Annotated in this window: 17 protein-coding genes and 1 pseudogene; 8 read left to right on the top strand and 10 right to left on the bottom strand. The window is 66.1% G+C overall.

Annotated elements, in window-relative coordinates:
* Positions 1 to 89: 89 nt before the first annotated feature.
* Positions 90 to 2,786: a TonB-dependent receptor domain-containing protein gene (locus ACW7G6_RS05040; protein ID WP_456997670.1), complete on the bottom strand. Its 2,697-nt coding sequence runs from the start codon at positions 2,784 to 2,786 to the stop codon at positions 90 to 92.
* A gap of 146 nt (positions 2,787 to 2,932) precedes the next feature.
* Entirely contained in the window at positions 2,933 to 4,411 is a 1,479-nt protein-coding gene (locus ACW7G6_RS05035; protein WP_456979752.1) for a hypothetical protein, read from the bottom strand.
* Between the two features lie 216 nt (positions 4,412 to 4,627).
* On the opposite strand from ACW7G6_RS05035, the gene ACW7G6_RS05030 reads away from it, so the two are divergent.
* On the top strand, positions 4,628 to 5,476 hold the full coding sequence (locus ACW7G6_RS05030) for a 2OG-Fe(II) oxygenase (RefSeq protein WP_456997669.1): 849 nt from the start codon (positions 4,628 to 4,630) through the stop codon (positions 5,474 to 5,476).
* Between the two features lie 4 nt (positions 5,477 to 5,480).
* Here the strand turns inward: ACW7G6_RS05030 and nth are convergent, their stop codons facing one another.
* From nth to ACW7G6_RS05015, 3 genes are all read right to left on the bottom strand, one after another.
* Entirely contained in the window at positions 5,481 to 6,185 is a 705-nt protein-coding gene (nth, locus tag ACW7G6_RS05025) for an endonuclease III (protein ID WP_456997668.1), read from the bottom strand.
* Positions 6,182 to 6,541: a hypothetical protein gene (locus ACW7G6_RS05020; protein WP_456997718.1), complete on the bottom strand. Its 360-nt coding sequence runs from the start codon at positions 6,539 to 6,541 to the stop codon at positions 6,182 to 6,184. The genes nth and ACW7G6_RS05020 overlap by 4 nt, the downstream gene beginning before the upstream one ends.
* Positions 6,542 to 6,619: 78 nt before the next feature.
* On the bottom strand, positions 6,620 to 7,417 hold the full coding sequence (locus ACW7G6_RS05015) for an enoyl-CoA hydratase/isomerase family protein (RefSeq protein WP_456979749.1): 798 nt from the start codon (positions 7,415 to 7,417) through the stop codon (positions 6,620 to 6,622).
* A 197-nt stretch (positions 7,418 to 7,614) separates the two neighbouring features.
* Here ACW7G6_RS05015 and ACW7G6_RS05010 point away from each other — a divergent pair, with 197 nt between their 5' ends.
* The 3 genes and pseudogenes from ACW7G6_RS05010 to ACW7G6_RS05000 all read left to right on the top strand — a co-directional run bounded on the left by ACW7G6_RS05010 (position 7,615) and on the right by ACW7G6_RS05000 (position 10,114).
* A complete protein-coding gene (locus ACW7G6_RS05010; protein ID WP_456979748.1) occupies positions 7,615 to 8,322 on the top strand; it encodes an FKBP-type peptidyl-prolyl cis-trans isomerase N-terminal domain-containing protein in 708 nt (235 codons plus the stop codon).
* A 96-nt stretch (positions 8,323 to 8,418) separates the two neighbouring features.
* A pseudogene (locus tag ACW7G6_RS05005) lies at positions 8,419 to 9,233 on the top strand (NUDIX hydrolase).
* Positions 9,233 to 10,114 carry a sulfurtransferase gene (locus tag ACW7G6_RS05000; RefSeq protein WP_456997667.1) on the top strand — a complete coding sequence of 294 codons (882 nt, stop codon included), beginning with the start codon at positions 9,233 to 9,235 and terminating at the stop codon, positions 10,112 to 10,114. The pseudogene ACW7G6_RS05005 and the gene ACW7G6_RS05000 overlap by 1 nt, the downstream one beginning before the upstream one ends.
* A 232-nt stretch (positions 10,115 to 10,346) precedes the next feature.
* On the opposite strand, the gene ACW7G6_RS04995 is transcribed toward ACW7G6_RS05000, so the two are convergent.
* Complete coding sequence (locus ACW7G6_RS04995; protein WP_456997666.1) at positions 10,347 to 11,144, bottom strand: enoyl-CoA hydratase/isomerase family protein; 798 nt, start codon at positions 11,142 to 11,144, stop codon at positions 10,347 to 10,349.
* On the bottom strand, positions 11,120 to 12,679 hold the full coding sequence (locus tag ACW7G6_RS04990) for a DUF4139 domain-containing protein (protein ID WP_456997665.1): 1,560 nt from the start codon (positions 12,677 to 12,679) through the stop codon (positions 11,120 to 11,122). The genes ACW7G6_RS04995 and ACW7G6_RS04990 overlap by 25 nt, the downstream gene beginning before the upstream one ends.
* 38 nt (positions 12,680 to 12,717) lie before the next feature.
* On the opposite strand from ACW7G6_RS04990, the gene ACW7G6_RS04985 reads away from it, so the two are divergent.
* Positions 12,718 to 13,161 carry a copper chaperone PCu(A)C gene (locus tag ACW7G6_RS04985; RefSeq protein WP_456997664.1) on the top strand — a complete coding sequence of 148 codons (444 nt, stop codon included), beginning with the start codon at positions 12,718 to 12,720 and terminating at the stop codon, positions 13,159 to 13,161.
* A gap of 58 nt (positions 13,162 to 13,219) precedes the next feature.
* On the opposite strand, the gene ACW7G6_RS04980 is transcribed toward ACW7G6_RS04985, so the two are convergent.
* Complete coding sequence (locus tag ACW7G6_RS04980) at positions 13,220 to 13,597, bottom strand: acyl-CoA thioesterase (RefSeq protein WP_456979905.1); 378 nt, start codon at positions 13,595 to 13,597, stop codon at positions 13,220 to 13,222.
* 296 nt (positions 13,598 to 13,893) lie between these two features.
* A complete protein-coding gene (uvrA, locus tag ACW7G6_RS04975) occupies positions 13,894 to 16,875 on the bottom strand; it encodes an excinuclease ABC subunit UvrA (RefSeq protein WP_456997663.1) in 2,982 nt (993 codons plus the stop codon).
* Positions 16,876 to 17,120: 245 nt separating this feature from the next.
* Between uvrA and rplU the strand changes: the two genes are divergently transcribed.
* The 3 genes from rplU (at position 17,121) to cgtA (ending at position 18,926) form a co-directional block, all read left to right on the top strand.
* Complete coding sequence (rplU, locus tag ACW7G6_RS04970; RefSeq protein WP_456997662.1) at positions 17,121 to 17,444, top strand: 50S ribosomal protein L21; 324 nt, start codon at positions 17,121 to 17,123, stop codon at positions 17,442 to 17,444.
* A gap of 12 nt (positions 17,445 to 17,456) precedes the next feature.
* A complete protein-coding gene (gene rpmA, locus ACW7G6_RS04965) occupies positions 17,457 to 17,714 on the top strand; it encodes a 50S ribosomal protein L27 (protein WP_456961848.1) in 258 nt (85 codons plus the stop codon).
* A 120-nt stretch (positions 17,715 to 17,834) separates the two neighbouring features.
* Positions 17,835 to 18,926 (top strand): Obg family GTPase CgtA, encoded by a 1,092-nt coding sequence (gene cgtA / locus ACW7G6_RS04960; RefSeq protein ID WP_456997661.1) that lies wholly within the window; start codon positions 17,835 to 17,837, stop codon positions 18,924 to 18,926.
* Positions 18,927 to 19,053: 127 nt separating this feature from the next.
* Here the strand turns inward: cgtA and rpsT are convergent, their stop codons facing one another.
* Positions 19,054 to 19,326 carry a 30S ribosomal protein S20 gene (gene rpsT, locus ACW7G6_RS04955; protein WP_456997660.1) on the bottom strand — a complete coding sequence of 91 codons (273 nt, stop codon included), beginning with the start codon at positions 19,324 to 19,326 and terminating at the stop codon, positions 19,054 to 19,056.
* Positions 19,327 to 19,346: the final 20 nt, after the last annotated feature.

Genomic DNA, 19,346 nt, shown 5'->3' with positions numbered 1-19,346 from the left:
GCGGCGGCATTAAAAAGCCCGGCAGGTTTCCCCGCCGGGCCGCTGCGTCCGGCCACTTCCCCAAGCGCCGGCCACTGCACTCGGGTGCCTCAGAACGAGGCGCTGATCTCGAACGAATAGCTGGTGCCCAGGTCGTAGCGCATCACGTCGGCGCGACCGCCGCCGAACTCCTGGTACTCGCTGTACTCCTCCCCCAACAGGTTGCGGGCCTCGAAGCCCACGGTCATGTCGGTGTCCCAGAGCCGGAAGCCCTTCTTCAGCACCAGGTCGACCGTGGTGCCCGGCTCCTGGATGTAGTCGGGCTGGACCACCACGATGCCGTCGGGCGAGTAGCCGTTGATGCCGCGGGCGTTGATGCGCTCGCTGGCGTAGCCGAACAGCAGCGTGGCCTGGCTACCGGTTTCCGGGTTCTCGATGCCCAGCTGCAAGTTGGCCAGATGCTCCGACTGGCCCTGCAGGCGGCTGCCATCGAGCACCAGCTCGGAGGCGGCCTGTGGGCGGCCGTTGCCGGCAAGGGTGTAGGCGACGTCGCCGTCCTCGACCTGTACTTCCGAATCCGACCAGGTGTAGTTGGTGCCCAGGAACAGGCGGCTGTCACCGGCCCAGTCGAACGGGCTGCCGAAGTACTTGCGGAAGTCCAGCTCCACGCCATACACCAGCGCCGATGGGGCGTTGATGAAGCTCTGCTGCCAGCTCGATCCCGAGCGGCCGTTGAGCACCATTTCCACCGGCTTGTCGATGTCCTTGTAGAACAGACCGGCGCTGAAGTACTCGCCCTGGTCGAAGTACCACTCGTAGCGCAGGTCGAGGTTGAGCAGCTCGCTGTCGACCAGGAACGGGTTGCCGATGACGAGACGGTCGCTGTCGAGGTCGAGGTACTGCTGCGGCGCCAGCTCGCGGAACTGCGGCCGGGCGATGGTTTGCGACGCGGCAAACCGCAATTGCTGGTTCTCGGCGAAGTTCCAGGTGAGCGCGAACGCCGGCAGGAAGTAGTCGTTCTCCAGCGGTGCCGCGGTCGGCAGTGGCTGGCCTTCGTTGAACAGGTCGATTGGCCGCACCTGCTGGGTCGCGTCCTCGTAGCGCACGCCGACGGTGGCGCGCACGGTGCCGGTCAGCTGCGACTCGGCCTCGATGTACACCGCGCTGGTTTCAAGCGAGGCGTCATACGCGGCCGCGCCGGTGCCACCGGTGGTCTCGCGCAGGGTCAGGTAGCCCTGGCTGATGTTGTAGTCCGACAGGAGGTAGTCGGGCCGCTGGTAGCGCTCGTAGAACGGCAGGTTGCCGAGCGACAGCAAGCGGAACTCGCGCGAGACCGCATCACGCTCGGTTTCGGACCAGGCACCGCCGAAGTTCACGGTGATATCGCGCTCGGTCGGCAGGCGCCAGCTGACGTCCACGCCGGCGTTGTCGACGCGCTCGTTGACCTGGCTGAAGCGGGTGTAGTTCTGCGCCTGCGAGGCGTCGTGCTGCCAGAAGCCGTCGGCGTCCTCGCGGTAGCGGAAGCCCTTCTCGTACGGCGCGTCGCGGCTGGCCCGCGAGTGGCTGGCGCGCCAGTCGATCTCCAGGTCGCGGTACTCGCCGAACGCGTGCTTGCCGGTCAGCTGGGTGTTGATCATCTCGCGCTCGAACCAGTGGCTGGTGTCGTCACGAACGTTGTCGCCGGTCAGCAGGCTGTAGCCCTCGCTGCTGCGGGTCTCCTTGTCGGTGTCGTGGACGTACATCGTCATCAGGCCGATCCGATGACCGTCCCAGTCGACCGCCGCGCCGAACAGGCCGTTGATGGTGGCGTTGTTGGTGGTCGACATGAACTCGTAGTCGCTCTGCACCGTCATCGCGCCATTCTCGACCGCGCCGTCCTGCTGCACGCCGAGCTGGGTTTGCCAGCTGTTCTTCATTGCAGCGGTGGCGACCAGGCCGAGCCGCGCGCCGCCGCCGACGTCATAGGCGTTGCCCATGCTGATCTCGGCGTTGAAGTCCGGGTCGATGCTGTCGGTCGCCTGCAGCAGGTTGAGCGGGGCATTGGTGAAGCTGCGCGCGATCTTCTTGACCTCGTCGCTGCTGAAGTCGCGCCCCGGGGTGATGCGGTTGCCGGTGGCGATCGCGTCCTTCAGCTCAGCAGTCATCTTGCGGGTGCCGTCGTCATAACCGAAGTAGTCGGAGTCGCCGCCGCCGTAATGGGTCAGGCCGGCCTGGAAGGTGGTCTCGCTGTTGCCACCGGTACCGATCTTGAGATCGAGGAATGCCTCCTCGGGGATCACCGCACTCGACAGGTTGATGGTGCCGCCGCCGAACTCGCCCGGCATGCTCGCCGAGTAGGTCTTCACCACCTCGATGGTCTGCAGTACGTTGGTCGGGAACAGGTCCAGCGGCACCACGCGCTTCAGCGGTTCGGGGCTGGGCAGCGGCGAGTTGTTGAGCAGGGCGGAGGAGTAGCGCTCGTTGAGGCCGCGCACGTAGACGTAGCGGCCATGGTTGAGGCTGATGCCCGCCACGCGCCGGAGCGCATCGGCTGCGGTGCTGTCGCCCTGGCGCTCGAGGTCTTCCCTGGAGACGTGGGTCATGACCGCCGAGCTGAGCAGCATCGGCTCCGGGATGTATTCGCCCTGGACCTGGACGGCGTCCAGGCTGGTCGCCTGCATCGGCGCAGCCGCGGCGGCGGTGGCTGCGGAGACTGGGGTGGACTGCGATTGCGGAGCGGTCTGGACGGACTGGGCCAACGCGATGGTGGGCATCAGCAGGGCCGAGATCGCCAGGAACAGGCCCGTACGGGCGGGTGTGAGCTTCATGAGTGGCAGCCTTTCAATGGGTTCGGTGCGTCCGAATAAGTCGATGCCGCGGCACTGCCGCGGCATCGATGGGGGCCCGGGGTCGCGGACACCGACCCCGTTTCCCGTGGTGTGGTGGCCGCGGCCACCACACCCGTTGTCGCCGCTCAGCAGTCGTCGGCGGTCAGGCCGCAGGTCCAGCCCTGCCACCAGGTGTCATTCGCATCCTTGACCGCGCCGATGTAGTCGACGTCGACGAAGGACGCGTTGATCGAGGCGAGGCCGGCATAGGCCGGGACCGCCGCCTCGTTGGCGCCGTTGATGAAGCCGGCGGTCAGGGTCGAGGTGCCGGTGGCGTTGTTGGTGTCGGCGGCGAAGGCCGCCTCGACATTGGCGTTGAATGCCGACGAGCCGGGCGTGCCGTCGCTGTTCGGAACGCCGCCGGCGAGTTCGGCGCAGGAGGCGTAAACCGAATTGAACGTGCCTTCGCTGGTGGCCGACTGGAACTCGATGCAGCCCGGCGCGCCGGTGAATACGGCGTTGTAGTAGCCCACAAGGGTGCCCTGGTTCAGCACCACCGCGTTGTCATGGCCGGCGCCGACGAAGGTGACGTTGGCGAAGTTGGACTCCGAGCGGTACGGCAGGTCCTGCGAGCTCATCTCGTTCATGCGGTCGCCGCCGCCGGCACGCTGCACGATCAGGCCGAACTGGATGCCGCCGCGGAAGCCGGAATCGGTATCGAAGGTGTCGTCGTCGTTGCCGGTGCCGACCAGGTGGGTGGCATTGACCGTGCCGCCGAACCACTCGAAGCCGTCGTCGGAGCTGTTGTGCACCTGCACGTGGTCGATCGTGGTGCCGTTGCCCAGACCGGCCAGTGTGATGCCGTTGAGTTCGACGTCCGGCAGGACCTCGAAGCCGGAGTGCATCACGCGGACGTACTTCAGCACGCCGGTGTTGTCGGCGTCGTCGTTGCCGCCGTAGTAGCCGTTGGCGCCTTCGACCTGCGCCTCGCAGGTGGCCGTGCCCGGCTGCGCGGTGCCCGGGCAGGTGCTGATCGCGGCACGGCCGAGCAGCACGAGGCCGCCCCACTGGCCGATCGAGTCGATGTCTGTGCTGCCTTCGACGCTCTGGCGACTGGTGAATACCACCGGCTCGGTCGCGGTGCCTTCGGCGAAGATCTGCGAGCCGCGGTTGACCATCAGGAAGTCGGCGCCGGCGGAGCCGAACACGGTCACGCCCGGCTCGAGGGTCAGGGTGCCCTTGTTCGCGCCCGGTGCCGGGTTGGCGGCGTCACCGCCCATGTCCATGCCGACATCGGTGCGGCCGTTGACCGAGTACACCACACCGTCGATCTTCGGGACCAGCAACTCGCCGACGATGCGTGAGGGCAGCTGGCAGTTGAGCAGGCCGGCGACTTCGCCGACATCGGTGGTGCCGGTCGGGCACTCGGCCGCCGTCGGCGGCGGGGTGGTCGGCGGCGGCGTGGTCGGGGGTGGGGTGGTCGGCGGAGGCGTGGTGGCCGGCGGCGGCGGGAACGCGCCTTCGCCCGGCGAGGCCACGTTGTCGGAACCACCACCACACGCGCTGAGCGCGAAGGCCGCGGCCAGGGTCATCAACAGGGTCTTGGAATTGCTGGAAGCAGCCATTTGCACGATCTCTCCGGTCACGGGTTGGGTCAATCCACGGGAAACAGATCGGTCAACCGGCACTTTCCATTGCGACCGGGTCTCTCCGCGTCCCGTAGCGAAGTTTCAGGAAATCTTTATAGGCCCGGTTTGTGACAGCCCGGCTTCAGCAACCGCGGCTTTTTGATCCAGCCGATGCGTAAAGAAGCTGCAATCAAGCTCGGTCACACTGGCGTCATGAAGCGAGAACTCGCCCCCGACACCGTCGAATGGATCCTTGGCCAGGCACGTGCGGGACAGCCGCCCGACATGCTGCTGCAACCCTTGTTGGAGGACGGCTGGGAGCAGGGCGAGGCGAGCGAGGCGGTCGAATCGGTGGTGCGCGAATGGCTCGATTCGCACGCGCGTGACAGCGGGTTGCCGCCGTCGGTGCCGGTGCCGTCGCCGATCGAACTCAACGGTCCGTCGGCATTGCAGGTGGGCGACCACGAGGTGTGCGTCCTGGCGAGCCTGCTGCTGCCGCGGGTGATCGTGTTCGGCGGCCTGCTGGGTGACGACGAATGCGACGAACTGGTGGAGATGTCGCGACCAAAGCTGAAGCGTTCGACCGTCCTCGACCCGGACAGTGGCGGCGACGAGGTGCACGTGGATCGCACCAGCGCCGGCACGTTCTTCCCGCGCGGCGGCAACCCCCTGTGCAAGCGGATCGAGGCACGCATCGCGGCGTTGCTCGACTGGCCACTGGAGAACGGCGAAGCGCTGCAGATCCTGCGCTACGGGCCGGGCGCGCAGTACCGGCCGCACCACGACTACTTAGATCCGGCCTGGCCGGGTTCGGCGGCATCGCTGGCGCGCGGCGGGCAGCGGGTCGGCTCGCTGGTGATGTACCTCAACACCCCGCAGCGCGGTGGCGCGACCACGTTCCCCGAGGCCAATCTCGAAGTCGCTGCGGTCAAGGGCAACGCGGTGTTCTTCAGCTACGACCGCCCGCATCCGATGACGCGCTCGCTGCATGCGGGCGCGCCGGTGGTCGAGGGTGAGAAGTGGATCGCGACCAAGTGGCTGCGCGAACGCCGCCACGATTGATGCGTCAGGTGCCCGTGGTTGCCGGGACCGGTTCGCCCGGGGTCTTGTCCTTGTAACGGCAGATGTCGCGGATCGCGCAATGGGGGCAGTCCGGCGTGCGCGCCTTGCAGACATAACGGCCGTGCAGGATCAGCCAGTGGTGGGCGTCGCGCAGATACTCTGGCGGGATCACGCGCACCAGGATGTCCTCGACCGCGCGCACGGTCTTGCCGGGCGCCAGACCGGTGCGGTTGGAGACCCGGAAGATATGCGTATCGACCGCCATCGTCGGCTCCCCGAATGCCGTGTTCAAGACCACGTTGGCGGTCTTGCGGCCCACGCCGGGTAGCGCCTCCAGCGCGGTGCGGTCATGCGGAACCTCGCCGCCGTGATGGTCCAGCAACAACCGCGCCATCGCCACCACGTTGGCGGCCTTGGTGTTGTACAGGCCGATGGTGGCGATGTACGGCTTCAACCCGTCCACCCCAAGAGCCGCGATCTGCTCCGGCGTGTTGGCGACCGCATACAACTTGCGGGTGGCCTTGTTGACGCCCACATCGGTGGCTTGCGCCGACAGCGTCACGGCCACCAGCAGTTCATAGGGTGTGGTGAATTCCAGCTCGGTGGTCGGGTGTGGATTGAGCTGTCGCAAGCGTGCGAACACCGCATCGATTTCGACCCCGGTCAGCCGTGATCGCGCCGGTCGCTTGCGGGGGGCCGGGCGGGTCAACGGCCGGCCCTGCCGGTTCCCGGGCTGCCGGCGGCTTTGGCTTTCGCCCGCGCCAGGGCAGCGGCAACCGCAACCGGCAGGGCCGGCTGCCGGGACGGGTCCACGCCGGTGGTTCCGCCTGTCGCGGCCACTTCGGTCTCCGCCGGTCGCGCCGGCGCGCTGCGTTGCGCCGCGCGCTCGGCGCGGCGACGCTCAAGACGCGCATCGCGGGCGCGGAAACGTTCGCGGGCGGCCAGGGCACGGATGCGGTCCGCGCGCGCAGCCACCAGGCGCGTATGGCAGTCCACGCTGCAGCCGGGGCACGGCATCGCCTTGAGCAGTCCGAGCTGCAAGGCGCCGTCCACATCGCCATCCATCAACGCAATGGCGACCGGGTGCACGCTGGCCCCGCGTGGATCCTCACAGCCGCAGATGCAGGCCCCGGCCACGAGCTGTCAGCTGCCCTGGAAAGCCGGTTTGCGGCGTTCAAGGAACGCGCTGGTGCCCTCGCGCATGTCGTCGGTGGAGAACATCAATCCAAATTGCGCAGTCTCGTACTCCAGGCCTTCTTCAATCCCGCATTCGCCGCCGACATTGATGCAGTCGATCACCCCACGCAGTGCCAGCGGCGCCGACGCAGCCAGTTGTGCGGCCAGCTTCATTGTTTCGGCCAGCAAGTCGGCGGCGGCCACCGTGCGATTGACGATGCCCAGTTCACGTGCCCGCGTCGCGTCGATCGGCGCGCCCACCAGGCACAACTCCATGGTCGCGGCCCGTCCGGCCAGCCGCAGCAGTCGCTGGGTGCCACCGAAGCCGGGAATGAGGCCAAGGTTGACCTCGGGTTGACCGATCTTGGCGGTATCGGCGGCGATGCGCAGGTGGCAGCACATCGCCAGTTCCAGGCCGCCGCCGAGCGCGAAGCCATTGATCATCGCGATCACCGGCTTGGGCATTTTTTCTACCCGTCGCATCAGGCGCTGTCCCCGCAGCGAGAAATCACGGCCCTGAACCGGCGTCAGTCCGTTCATCTCGGCAATGTCGGCGCCGGCGACGAACGCCTTGCTGCCAGCGCCGGTCAGCACCACGCAGCGCACGCCGGCATCGTCTGCGGCCGCATCAAACGCCACATGCAGCGCGTCCAGCGTCGCCGCGTTCAACGCATTCAGTTTGTCCGGGCGATTGACGGTGATGGTACGGACCGCGCCGTGGTCGGCGGTGGTGACAATGGAATCGGGTGCAGGGGCATTTGACATGAATGGCGTTTTCCGGCGAATGGTCGTTTACAGTGTTGAGTGGAACTTGCAAATCAGCATGTTGTCTGAATTGGTCGTCAGTGGCGGTTAAGCGCTGGCGTCGTTATCCTAGCGCGTCCTATCGGGGCTGTTGACCGATACGGGCATCCTATCGGGGCGGTGTCGCCGCTTCGCGCCATCACCGGAGGTTTTACCGAATGAAGTTGCGTTTGATTGCGGTCGCCGTAGCGGCCCTGACCCTGACCGCGGGCCAAGCCTTCGCGCAGGACATCTCATCCGAGAAAGGTAAATTGAGCTACGCGTTGGGCTATGACGCGGGCAATGATTTTGCCCAACTGGTAGCGTCGGGAGAGCAACTGGACTCTGCGTCCGTGGCCAAGGGCCTGCAGGACGCCATGGCAAAGACCCAGCCGGCCGTTTCCGCCGACCAGTTGCGCCCGGTGTTCGAGAATTTCCAGAAACGCCAGCAAGCGCGCGCGCAGCAGGCGCAGGCGGAATGGAACAAGCTCGCCGGTGAGAACAAGACCAAGAGCGATACCTTCATCGCCCAGAACAAGGCCAAGTCCGGCGTCAAGTCCTTGGCCAGCGGCGTGCAGTACCGTGTGGTCGAGAGCGGCAACGGCGCCAAGCCGACCGACGCGAGCAGCGTGGAACTGCTGGTCGCCGGTCCGTTCCCCTGGGGCGAGCGTCCGCAGGGCGAAGCCGCCCAGGCCCGTGCCATGCCGGCGATGAAGCTCAGCGAGGTCGAAATGCCGGCCATGCGTGAAGTGCTGCAGCAGATGCCGGCTGGCTCCAAATGGGAAGTCACTGTCCCGTCAGACAAGGCCTACGGTGCGGACCCACGTAGCGGGATTCCGCCGAACATGGCCGTGCAGTTCGAGATCAAGCTGGTCAGTGTCAAGTAATACGCTCTGGAGCAGTACGTCCAGGTGCTTCTGCAAGTCGTAGTTTCCGTCGCGCCGGCTTGTCCGGCGCGATTTTTTTATGAGTGGTGAGCTGCCATGGTTGTCCCTTTCCCCGTCATGCTCAGTCCCTGCACCGGGGTGTGCTGCCTGGACCAGCATGGCCGGTGCGAAGGCTGCTACCGCACCGGCGACGAGATCGCACGCTGGTCGACCATGGGCGATGACGAGCGGCTGCGCCTGATCGAGGACGTGCTGCCGCTACGCGAAGCCGGGCAGGGATGAACCGATCGTCCCTGATAGACCGCCTGCCTGAGGCGTCTCGCCTGGAGCGCGCGCTGTACCCGCTGGCCGCGCCACCGACCGGTCCTTGCTGGAACCAGGAAGGGTTGTCCGACCTGTTTCCGCCCTCGGCTGTGCATGCGGATGCCGCGGTGCTGGTGGGCCTGGTACCAAGACCCGACGCAACCCAGGTCATCCTGACCCTGCGCACGGATATCTTGCGTCATCACGGTGGCGAGGTTGCCTTTCCCGGCGGACGAGTGGAGGCCGGGGACCAGGACGGCATTGCAGCGGCGATCCGGGAGACCGGCGAGGAGATCGGTGTTGGCGCCGACCAGATCGCACCACTGGGCCTGCTGGATCCTTTGTTGACCATCACCGGCTTCCGGGTATTGCCGGTGGTGGCGGTGATCGACCCGGCCCACGTGATTGTTCCGGACCCGGGCGAGGTCGCCGAGGTGTTCGAGGTGCCACTGGAGTTCCTGCTCGATCCGGCCAATCTGCTGGATGTGGAGGTCAGCTATCGAGGGCGGACCCGTCTGCTGCACGAATATCGTTACCCGGATCGGCGGATCTGGGGTGCGACCGCGCTTATCCTGTTGAACTTGCGGCAACGGCTGGAGAACGTGTAATGACCGGGCATTCGGAACCGCGCACAAGCGCACCCAGGTGGCAGACGCTGGTGACTGCCGAGACGTTATCGGCGGCACTGGGCCGGGACGATGTGATCGTGCTCGACGCGAGCTCGTCATTGGCCGACCCGGCCAGTTGCGAGGCGGCATACCGGCAGGCCCACATCCCGGGCGCGCGATTCGCCGACCTGGATCGCGACCTGTCCGACCATCGAAAGTCCGGTGGCCGCCACCCGTGGCCGGATGCTGCGGATTTCACCGCACGACTGGGCACGTGGGGTATCGACCCGACCGATCAGGTCGTGATCTACGACGCTGGCGACGGCGCGCTGTCGGCGGCACGCGCCTGGTTCCTGCTGCGTGTGCTGGGTCACCGCGACGTGGCTGTGCTCGACGGCGGCTGGTCAGGCTGGGCCACGCTGGGACTGCCGACCGCGTCCGGCCTGCCCGGGATACAACCGGGCCGCTACGTCGCGCAGTTCGACCGCAACCGCCTGCTCGATGCCCCGCAGCTACAGGTGCATCTGGCGAAGGGCGGGATGCTGCTCGACGCGCGCGCGCCAGAGCGCTTTCGCGGCGAGGTGGAGCCGATCGACAAGGTCGCCGGCCACGTGCCCGGAGCGATCAATCGCCCCTACAGTGCGAACCTGCGCGATGGTCGCTTCAAGCCGGCCGCGGAACTGGCAACCGAGTTCGCCGGCTTGCTGGGCGACAGGACGCCGCAGGACGTGGTGGCGATGTGCGGCTCCGGCGTCACCGCCTGCCACCACCTGCTCGCGATGGAGCACGCCGGCTTTCCCGGTGCACGGTTGTTCACCGGTTCGTGGAGCGGCTGGATCGAAGATCCAAAACGCCCGATTGCCCAGGGCGAAACCGGCTAGGAAAACCTCGGGGGGCAACTCGTAATCCCCGAAAACCCCCGGACCCCGAAAACCCCGGGCAACCCGTCATCCCCGAAAATCCCGGACCCCGCAAACCCCGGGCAACCCGTCATCCCCGCGAAGGCGGGGATCCATGGACTTTGGTTTTCCCGCACGTAACAGCCATGGATGACCAGCCCATTGGGCTGTTGTGGAGCGCTTCCCGCCTTCGCGGGAATGACGGTGATGGGTGTTACTTCTTGAGCTTGGCGACCATGGCGTGCAATGCCGCCTGGGTGCCGGGCTCCATCCATGCGTTGACGAAGCGCTCCAGCTCGATGTGTTCGGGCTGCAGCGCTTCGATCACCGCGGCGCGTGCGATCTGGCGGGTGTGTCGCATCGCTTCGGGCGGCAGCACCAGCAGCGTCTGCAACCATTCGCGGGCGCGTCGGCTGACGGCATCGGGATCGTCGACCGGGTCCATTTCGACCAGCTCGTCCACCAGCCCGATCTGCAGCGCGCGCGCCGCGTCGACCATCTCGCCGGCGACCAGCATCCGCTCGGCGCGGTGTGGGCCGACCACGCGTCGCAGCAATCGCTGGACACCTTCCGGAGCGGTCAGGCCGACCTGGGTCTCGTTGAGGCCGATGCGGTAATCGCCGGCGGCCATGACCCGGTAATCGCAGCACAGCGCGTACACGCAGCCACCGGCAGGCGCATGGCCGGAGATCGCCGCCACCACCGGCACCGGGCACGAGGCCAGCGCCCGGGCGACGCCGAAGAACGCCTGCCACGCATCGGTCAATGCGCCCCGGTCATCGCCCAATGTGAGCAGGTAGGGCACGTCCAGGCCGGCCGAGAATATCTTCGGCTGGCCGGACAGCACGATGCCGTGGATGCCGGCGCTGACGGCGGCATTCAGCTCGTGAAGCAGTTCGCGGCACAGACCCGGCTCCAGCGCATTGACCGGCGGCCGGGCGAGCTTCAACTCGATGATGCTGCCGTGTTTGACGCGCTCGATAAGACTCAAGGGTTGTCCCCGGCGCTCCATCGATAGCGGACGGTATACGTCAGTCGGCTCTCGCCGCCTGCTGCAACCGGTACCTGGAACTCGACGTGGTTGGCGTCCTTTTTTGTCGCGGGTACGCTGCTGGCAACAATCTCCCAATCGCTCCAACGCGGCAGTTGCTCCACCACTTCGATGGTCGCGTCGGACTTCTTGGCGTTGCCCAGGACTATGGCGAACGACTCGGTGATCGTGCGGCCGGCCCGGTCGAGCTTGAAGTCGGTGGCCTCACGCTCGGCGCTCAGGTCGAACACCTTGCCGACCTCGAGCCGGATGTCGGCCCCGGCGGGCGTGTGTTGCAGCATCGACTCGCCAAGAAAATCCGCGCCATCGAACACCCGGATCCGCCCGGCGGGCAGGGGCTGGCCCAGCCCGGCCGCCTCGGTGTTGTCCACCGATACCGTGGCGTTGACCGGCAGTGTGCCGGTCCGACCCTGGCGATTGGGTTGGATCAACGGTTTTGGTGGCTGCCCTTGCTGCCCACCGGCATCGACCACGTAAGCACGCTCGCACTCGATCGCGGCGCGGTGGGCGAACAACGGGAAGCGCTCGGTGCCGCCGTCGCTCAGGCTGACGGTATCGGGCAGTTGGTAGGCGTGGTATTCGGCCGAGGTCCGCTGATCGGGCATTGGAGGTGCCGCCGCGAAGGCCATGGTGTCCGCAGCGCTGCTGCGTCGCGCATAGTGCTGAGTCTGCAGCGGCGCCCGGTTGGGTTCACCCGCGATCAGGGTCAACCGGGCATCGGCGAAACCCACGCCGGCACGATTGATGACCATCGCGGCGCCATCCAGCTCCAGCTTGCAACCCGGGGCGTCGGCAGGGTCCAGCGTCGCCACGTACTCGGCGCGCCACGCCATCCCGCCCATCGGATAGCTGAGCAGGAAGTCGGCGTCGCCGGCGTTCTGCGCCCGCACCGTCCATCGAAGTTCCGCCTGCCGTGGAAACAGCCGGGTGCCGTCGAGGACACTGAAGTTGTCGTAGTCGCTGATGACCTTGACCCGGCCATCGCCCATTGCCAGCGTCAGTCCCGCATTGGCGGCCAGCAACACGCCGGTATCGGTCTGCTTGGCGTTGCCGGCGGTGTGCTCGACCACGATACGGTGGCCGACCATCTGGGCGATGACATCCTGCGTGCTTTGCAGGCCGGCAATGTAGCGTTGTGACGTTACCGAGACGCCGTTCGATTTGGGGCGCAACAATGCAGCTTCCACGTCCATCGACGGTGGCACGCTGGTGGCGGAAATCGAATTCAATCCCTCGGTGAGCGTGTAATGCAGCGGCCGCTCCACCAAGGCGTAGCCGGGCATCCCGGCCTGGGCTTGGCCGGTCCCGGCGAGGGCGTCATAAGCACCGCTGTAGATGCTCAGTTGGGTGACGCCGGTTTCCGCGGCGGCGGCGTCCTTGTCGGCGGGCACGACCGGTGGCGCCACCGGCAACGCATCAGCACCACGGGGCGCGGGATCCTGGGAGCAGGCGGCAAGCGCGCAGGCGGCGACGAGCAACGATAGGGTGCGGTGCATCGGGAACTCCGGAATCAGCCTGTTGGTATCATAAGCTGATGAAGCCCTTCCGCGTCCCCCTCGCCGCCGTCCTGTTGGCAACTGCGTTCAGCACGCCGCCGGTTATCGCCGCCGATTGCAGCCCGGTGGTAACCGCAGGATGGGTGCGTCTGCCACCCATTTCGATGCCGATGCTGGCCGGGTTTGGCACCATCGATAACGCTTGCGACGCGCCAGTAACCGTCATTGCCGCCAGCAGTCCGGCGTTTGCGGATGTATCGCTGCACGAGACGCGCATCGTGGACGGGATCAGCAAGATGCGCGCGGTGCCGGAGCTGGTAATTCCCGCGCATGGCCATGCCAGCCTCGAGCCCGGTGGCCTGCATCTGATGCTGATGGATCCGCACGCGCCGTTGCAGGCCGACGATACGGTCGTGATCGACTTCCGGCTGGAAGATGGCACCCAGGTGCGCGGCCTGTTCCTAGTAAGCAAGTCCAGGTAAGCAAGTCCAGGTAAGCGAGTCCCGGTTGCGCCAGCCGGGCGACTGACGCGCCTGGAACCTACTGGGCCTGGCAGGCCTCACGCACGGTCGATGGCAGCGCGGCGGCCTGGCCACTGTCGCGGTCGATCCACACCATCACCACGTTGCCGTCGCAATACAGGATCTGCGGGTCCTGGGCGTCCACGATGCGATGGCCGACGGTCACGCTGGTATTGCCCAGCCGCTCGACAAATAATTCGATCGACACCTGTGCCGGCCAGGTGATCGGGCGACGGTAGTTGAGCTGGGCTGCAGCAACCACCGGGGCGACATGGTCGTCCATGCCCTGGCCGGGTACGCCGAGCATCCACTGCAATCGCGCTTCCTCCAGGTAGCTGAGGTACTTGGAGTTGTTGACGTGGTTGAACGCGTCCAGGTCGCGCCAGCGCACCGGCATCGGTACCTGGATCAGCTTGCGGGGCGAGGGCGCGGGCGCGGCGCTGGTTTCGATTGCGCTCGTCGCAGCCGGTTCCAGCTCGGCACGGGGCTTTTTTGCCGCCGGCCTGACGGGCTTTTTTGACGTCGTGGTTTTCGCCGGTTCGCGTTTGCCCGATGCCGGCTTTGCCGCCGCCGCTTCTGAAGCGGACTTCGCCGCAGCCGATTTTGCCGCGGCTTTGCGCGGCTTGGCCGGTTTAACCGGCTGCTCAATCTTGCCCGGCTTTCCGGGGGTGCTTCTGGATCCGTCGTTGTCGCTCATGCGGCAGTCTTCTTCCTGCGGGTCTTGGGCCCGGTCGAGGTGACCTTGGGCTGGTTGCCGGCCGCCTCGTCATTGGCCAGTGACCGCTCCAGCATCGGGGCCAGGAAGCGGCCGGTGTAGGAGTGTTCCAGCGAGGCGATGTGCTCGGGCGTGCCGGTAGCCAGGATGGTACCTCCGCGATGGCCTCCCTCGGGTCCCAGGTCGATGATCCAGTCCGCGGTCTTGATCACGTCCAGGTTGTGTTCGATCACCACCACCGTGTTGCCGTCATCGCGCAGGCGGTGCAGCACCGCCAGCAGATGCTCGATGTCGTGGAAGTGCAGGCCGGTGGTCGGCTCGTCGAGGATGTACAGCGTCTGTCCGGTATCGCGCCGCGACAGCTCCTTGGACAGCTTGACGCGCTGCGCCTCGCCGCCGGACAACGTGGTCGCCGACTGGCCCAGCTTGATGTAGCTCAGGCCGACGTCGATCAGGGTTTCCAGCTTGCGCGATATCGACGGGATAGCGTCGAACAGTTCCAGCGCGTCCTCCACCGTCATCGCGAGCACGTCGCTGATGCTGTAGCCCTTGTAGAGGATCTCCAGCGTCTCGCGGTTGTAGCGCTTGCCCTTGCACACATCGCAGGACACATAGACGTCGGGCAGGAAATGCATCTCGACCTTGATCAGTCCGTCGCCCTGGCAGGCCTCGCAGCGCCCACCGCGCACGTTGAAACTGAAACGTCCCGGCGCGTAACCGCGTGCGCGTGACTCGGGAACTTGCGCAAACAATTCCCGCAGCGGCGTGAACAAGCCGGTGTAGGTTGCCGGGTTGCTGCGCGGGGTACGGCCGATCGGTGACTGGTCGATATCGACGACCTTGTCGAACAGGTCCATGTTCTCCACCGACCGGTAGGGCGCGACCGTGCGTGAGGCGCCGTTGAGCTGGGTGGCGGCCAGTTCGTACAGGGTGCTGTTGATCAGGGTCGACTTGCCCGAGCCGGACACTCCGGTGACGCAGGTCAGCAGGCCGGCCGGAATCGCCAGGTCGACATCCTTCAGGTTGTGCCCGGTGGCCCCGCGCAGGTGCAGGATCTGCTTCGGGTTCGGCTTATGCCGCTTGGCCGGGATCTCGATGCGTTTGCGACCGCTCAGGTATTGCCCGGTCAGCGAGCGTGGCGCGGCCATGATGTCGTCGAACGAGCCCTTCGCCACTACCTCGCCGCCATGCACGCCGGCGCCCGGGCCGATGTCGACGATGTAATCGGCCAGCCGCATCGCGTCCTCGTCGTGTTCCACCACGATCACCGTGTTGCCCAGGTCGCGCAGGCGGGTGAGGGTGCCCAGCAGACGCTCGTTGTCGCGTTGGTGCAGGCCGATCGATGGCTCGTCGAGCACGTACATCACCCCGACCAGGCCGGCGCCGATCTGCGAGGCCAGGCGGATCCGCTGCGCCTCGCCGCCGGACAGCGAATCGGCCTTGCGCTCAAGGGTCAGGTAATCCAGGCCGACATCGACCAGGAACTTCAGCCGGTCGCCGATTTCCTTGACGATCCTGACCGCGATCTCGCCGCGCCAGCCTGGCAGGTGCAGGCGCTTGAAGAAGGCCAGGGTCTCGTCGATGGGTAAGACCACGATCTCGGGCAGGGCGTGGCCGTCGACGAACACATTGCGCGCCGCGCGGTTCAGCCGTTGGCCACCGCAATCGGTGCAGGCGCGCTCGCTGATGTACTTGCTCAACTCATCGCGCACCGCCGACGATTCGGTTTCCTTGTAGCGCCGTTCCAGGTTCGGGACGATGCCCTCGAAGCGATGCTTGCGCTGGTGGCGGCTGCCGGCCTGGGTCAGATAGGTGAACGAAATCGTCGTCTCGCCACTGCCAAACAACACCGCCTGGCGGACTTTCTCGCTTAGCTGGTTCCAGGGCGTCTCGACGTCAAACTGGTAGTGCTTCGCCAGCGACTGGATCAGCTGGAAGTAGTACGCATTGCGGCGGTCCCAGCCGCGCACCGCGCCGGCCGACAACGCCAGCTCGGGATGTACCACCACCCGCGCCGGGTCGAAATATTCGGCCATGCCCAGGCCATCGCAGGTCGGGCAGGCGCCGACCGGCGAGTTGAACGAGAACAGTCGTGGCTCCAGTTCCTGCAACGAGTAGTCGCAGACCGGGCAGCTGTATTTGGACGAGAACAGCAGCGGTGTGGCATCGGCGTTGGCCGCTCCCGGCGTCCTGCCTCCCGCGGCACTTGCGCTGTCCTGCGCGGCGTCCAGCGACATCACCTGGGCCATGCCGTCACCCAGCTTCAGCGCGGTCTCGAAGGACTCGGCCAGGCGCTGCTTCATGTCCTCGCGGGGGCGGAAGCGGTCGATCACCGCTTCGATGGTGTGCTTGCCGCGCAACGCCAGCGGCGGCACCGCATCGATCTCGTGCAACTGGCCATCGACCCGGACCCGGACATAACCCTGCGCGCGCAGGTGCTCGAACACCTGGGCATGCTCGCCCTTGCGCTCGCGGATCACCGGCGCCAGCAGCATGTAGCGTTGTTCGGCAGTGGCGGGGTCCGCACCCAGCGCGATCACCTGGTCGACCATCTGGCTGACGGTCTGCGCGGCCAGCGGGTAGCCGTGGTCGGGGCATCGCGGCGTGCCCACGCGCGCATACAGCAGCCTCAGGTAGTCGTAGATCTCGGTGATCGTGCCCACGGTGGAACGCGGGTTGTGCGAGGTCGACTTCTGCTCGATCGAAATCGCCGGGCTCAGGCCCTCGATCAGGTCGACATCGGGTTTTTCCATGATCGACAGGAACTGCCGCGCGTAGGCGGACAGCGACTCGACATAGCGACGCTGGCCCTCTGCATAGATGGTGTCGAACGCGAGCGAGGACTTGCCCGAGCCGGACAGGCCGGTGATCACGATCAGCTTGTCGCGCGGCAGGTCGAGATCGACATTCTTGAGGTTGTGCGTCCGCGCACCGCGGATGCTGATGAATTCCATCGCCATCGAAAGACCTGCAAAGTGGGGGAAGGCCGTCGGCGCAGCCGGCGAACCGTTAAGCGTAGCCAGTGCATGAAATGGGGGCAAATCGCGGAAACCGAAGAACCGCGGTGGATTTGGCCCTGTCCGGTTCATCCGGCACGCCGGTGTCGGTACTGGTTGCCGCAACCCCCTGAAGGGCCTACAATTCCGCTTCTGTCTGCCCTCGACGGCACGACAAGGACCAAAAATAACTACAGAGGAAACTGGTCATGTACGCAGTAGTAGTCACCGGCGGTAAGCAATACCGCGTCATGCAGGGCGAGACCCTGCGCGTGGAACTGCTCGAAGCCGAAGCCGGCAGCGAGATCAAGTTCGACAACATCCTGATGCTGGGCGATGGCGAGGGCGAAACCACACTTGGCGACGCGCTCAAGGGTGCCACCGTCAGCGCCAAGGTCATCGGCCACGGCCGTGCGGACAAGATCCGCATCGTCAAGTTCCGTCGCCGCAAGCACCACCGCAAGCAGATGGGTCACCGTCAGCATTACACCGAAATCGAGATCACCGGCATTGCCGGTGGCGACAAGAAGTAAGGAGCAGCAGCCATGGCACATAAAAAGTCCGGAGGCTCGACCCGCAACGGCCGCGACTCCAACCCGAAATATCTCGGCGTCAAGATCTATGGTGGCCAGGCGATCGATGCCGGCAACATCATCATTCGCCAGCGCGGCACCCAGTTCCACCCGGGTCCGGGCGTCGGCCTGGGCCGCGACCACACGCTGTTTGCGCTGGTCGATGGCAAGGTTGATTTCTCGGTGAAGGGGCTGAAGAAGCGCCGCACCGTGAGCGTCATCTCGGCGTGACCCACGCCGGTCAGGCCACGGCTTGACCTGGTGACGAGTCACCCGTGAAAGGCCCCGCTGCGGCGGGGCTTTTCGTTTCCGGGATATCTTGTTGTCCAGCTATTTTTACCGAGGTCTTGCATGAAACTCGTCGACGAAGCCGAAATCCAGGTCTCAGCAGGCAACGGCGGCAACGGCTGCGTTGGTTTCCGCCGTGAGAAGTACATCCCGCTCGGCGGCCCCGATGGTGGTGACGGCGGTGCCGGCGGCAGCGTCTGGGTCGTTGCCGACGAGAACCTCAACACCCTGGTCGATTTTCGCCACCAGCGCCGGTTCCAGGCCCCGCGCGGCGAAGATGGCCGCGGCAGGCAGATGTATGGCAAAGGCGGCGAGGATCTGGTCATCACCGTCCCGGTCGGGACCGTGGTGATGAACGTGGAGACCGACGAGTCCATCGGCGACCTGGTCAGCCACGGCGATCGCCTGCTGGTCGCCAAGGGCGGGCAGGGCGGCTTGGGCAACATGCATTTCAAGAGCTCGGTCAATCGCGCCCCGCGCAAGGCGCTGCCGGGGCTGCCGGGCGAGGAGCGGGTGCTCAAGCTGGAGTTGAAGCTGCTGGCCGATGTCGGCCTGCTGGGCTTCCCCAATGCCGGCAAGAGCACCTTGATCCGTGCCGTCTCGGCGGCGACGCCCAAGGTCGCCGACTACCCGTTCACCACCCTGTATCCCAACCTTGGCGTGGTCAGCGTGGAGCAGTACCGCAGCTTCGTGATCGCCGACATCCCCGGCCTGATCGAGGGCGCCGCGGATGGTGCCGGCTTGGGCGCGCAGTTCCTGCGCCACCTGCAGCGCACCAGCCTGTTGCTGCACCTGGTCGACGTTGCGCCAATGGAAGGCGGAGTGGAGATCAGTCCCGCTGAGCAGGTGCGCGCGATCGAGCGCGAGCTCGAAAAGCACGACCCGCAGCTGCTGGCCAAGCCGCGCTGGCTGGTGTTCAACAAGTCCGACCTGCTGCTGGAGGAGGAGCGCGACGCCACCGTCAAGGCGATTGTCGACGAGCTCGGCTGGAAGGACCGCTGGTTCCTGGCATCGGCCATTGGCCGCGACGGCACCTGGCCGATCATGCTCGACATCATGGCGTTCTTCGACCGTCAGAAAGCCGATGCGCTGGAGGCCGCCGCCGAAGCCGCCGCCGTGGCGGAAGCCAATGTCAACAATGATGCCGCCGGTTGAAGCGCCGGGCTTTCGTGGCAACGACCTGCGCGTCCGCCTGCTCGCCGTATCTCGATCGCCCAAGAAAAAACCCGGCCTGGGCCGGGCTTCTTCATGCGGCTTGATTGCCCCGGAAGGGCAACCCGACTCAGGCAGCGGTCTTGATCGCCTTGATGCGGGCGGTCAGGCGGCTCTTGTGACGGGCAGCCTTGTTCTTGTGGATCAGGCCACGCGAGCTGAATCGATCGAGGATTGGCTGGGCAACCTTGTAGGCGGCCTCGGCGGCAGCGGCGTCGTTCTCGCCGAGGGCCTTCAGCACCTTCTTCACGGAGGTGCGCAGCATCGAGCGCTGGCTCGCGTTGCGGGCGTTGCGCACGATGGTCTGCTTGGCGCGCTTCTTGGCGGACTTGATGTTTGCCACTGTGTATTCCTGAAAAATTG

It is taken from the genome of Lysobacter sp. A421 (genome assembly GCF_054052145.1).
The sequence above is the reverse complement of the archived record's forward strand: the minus strand, read 5'-3'. Positions and strand labels throughout refer to the sequence as shown.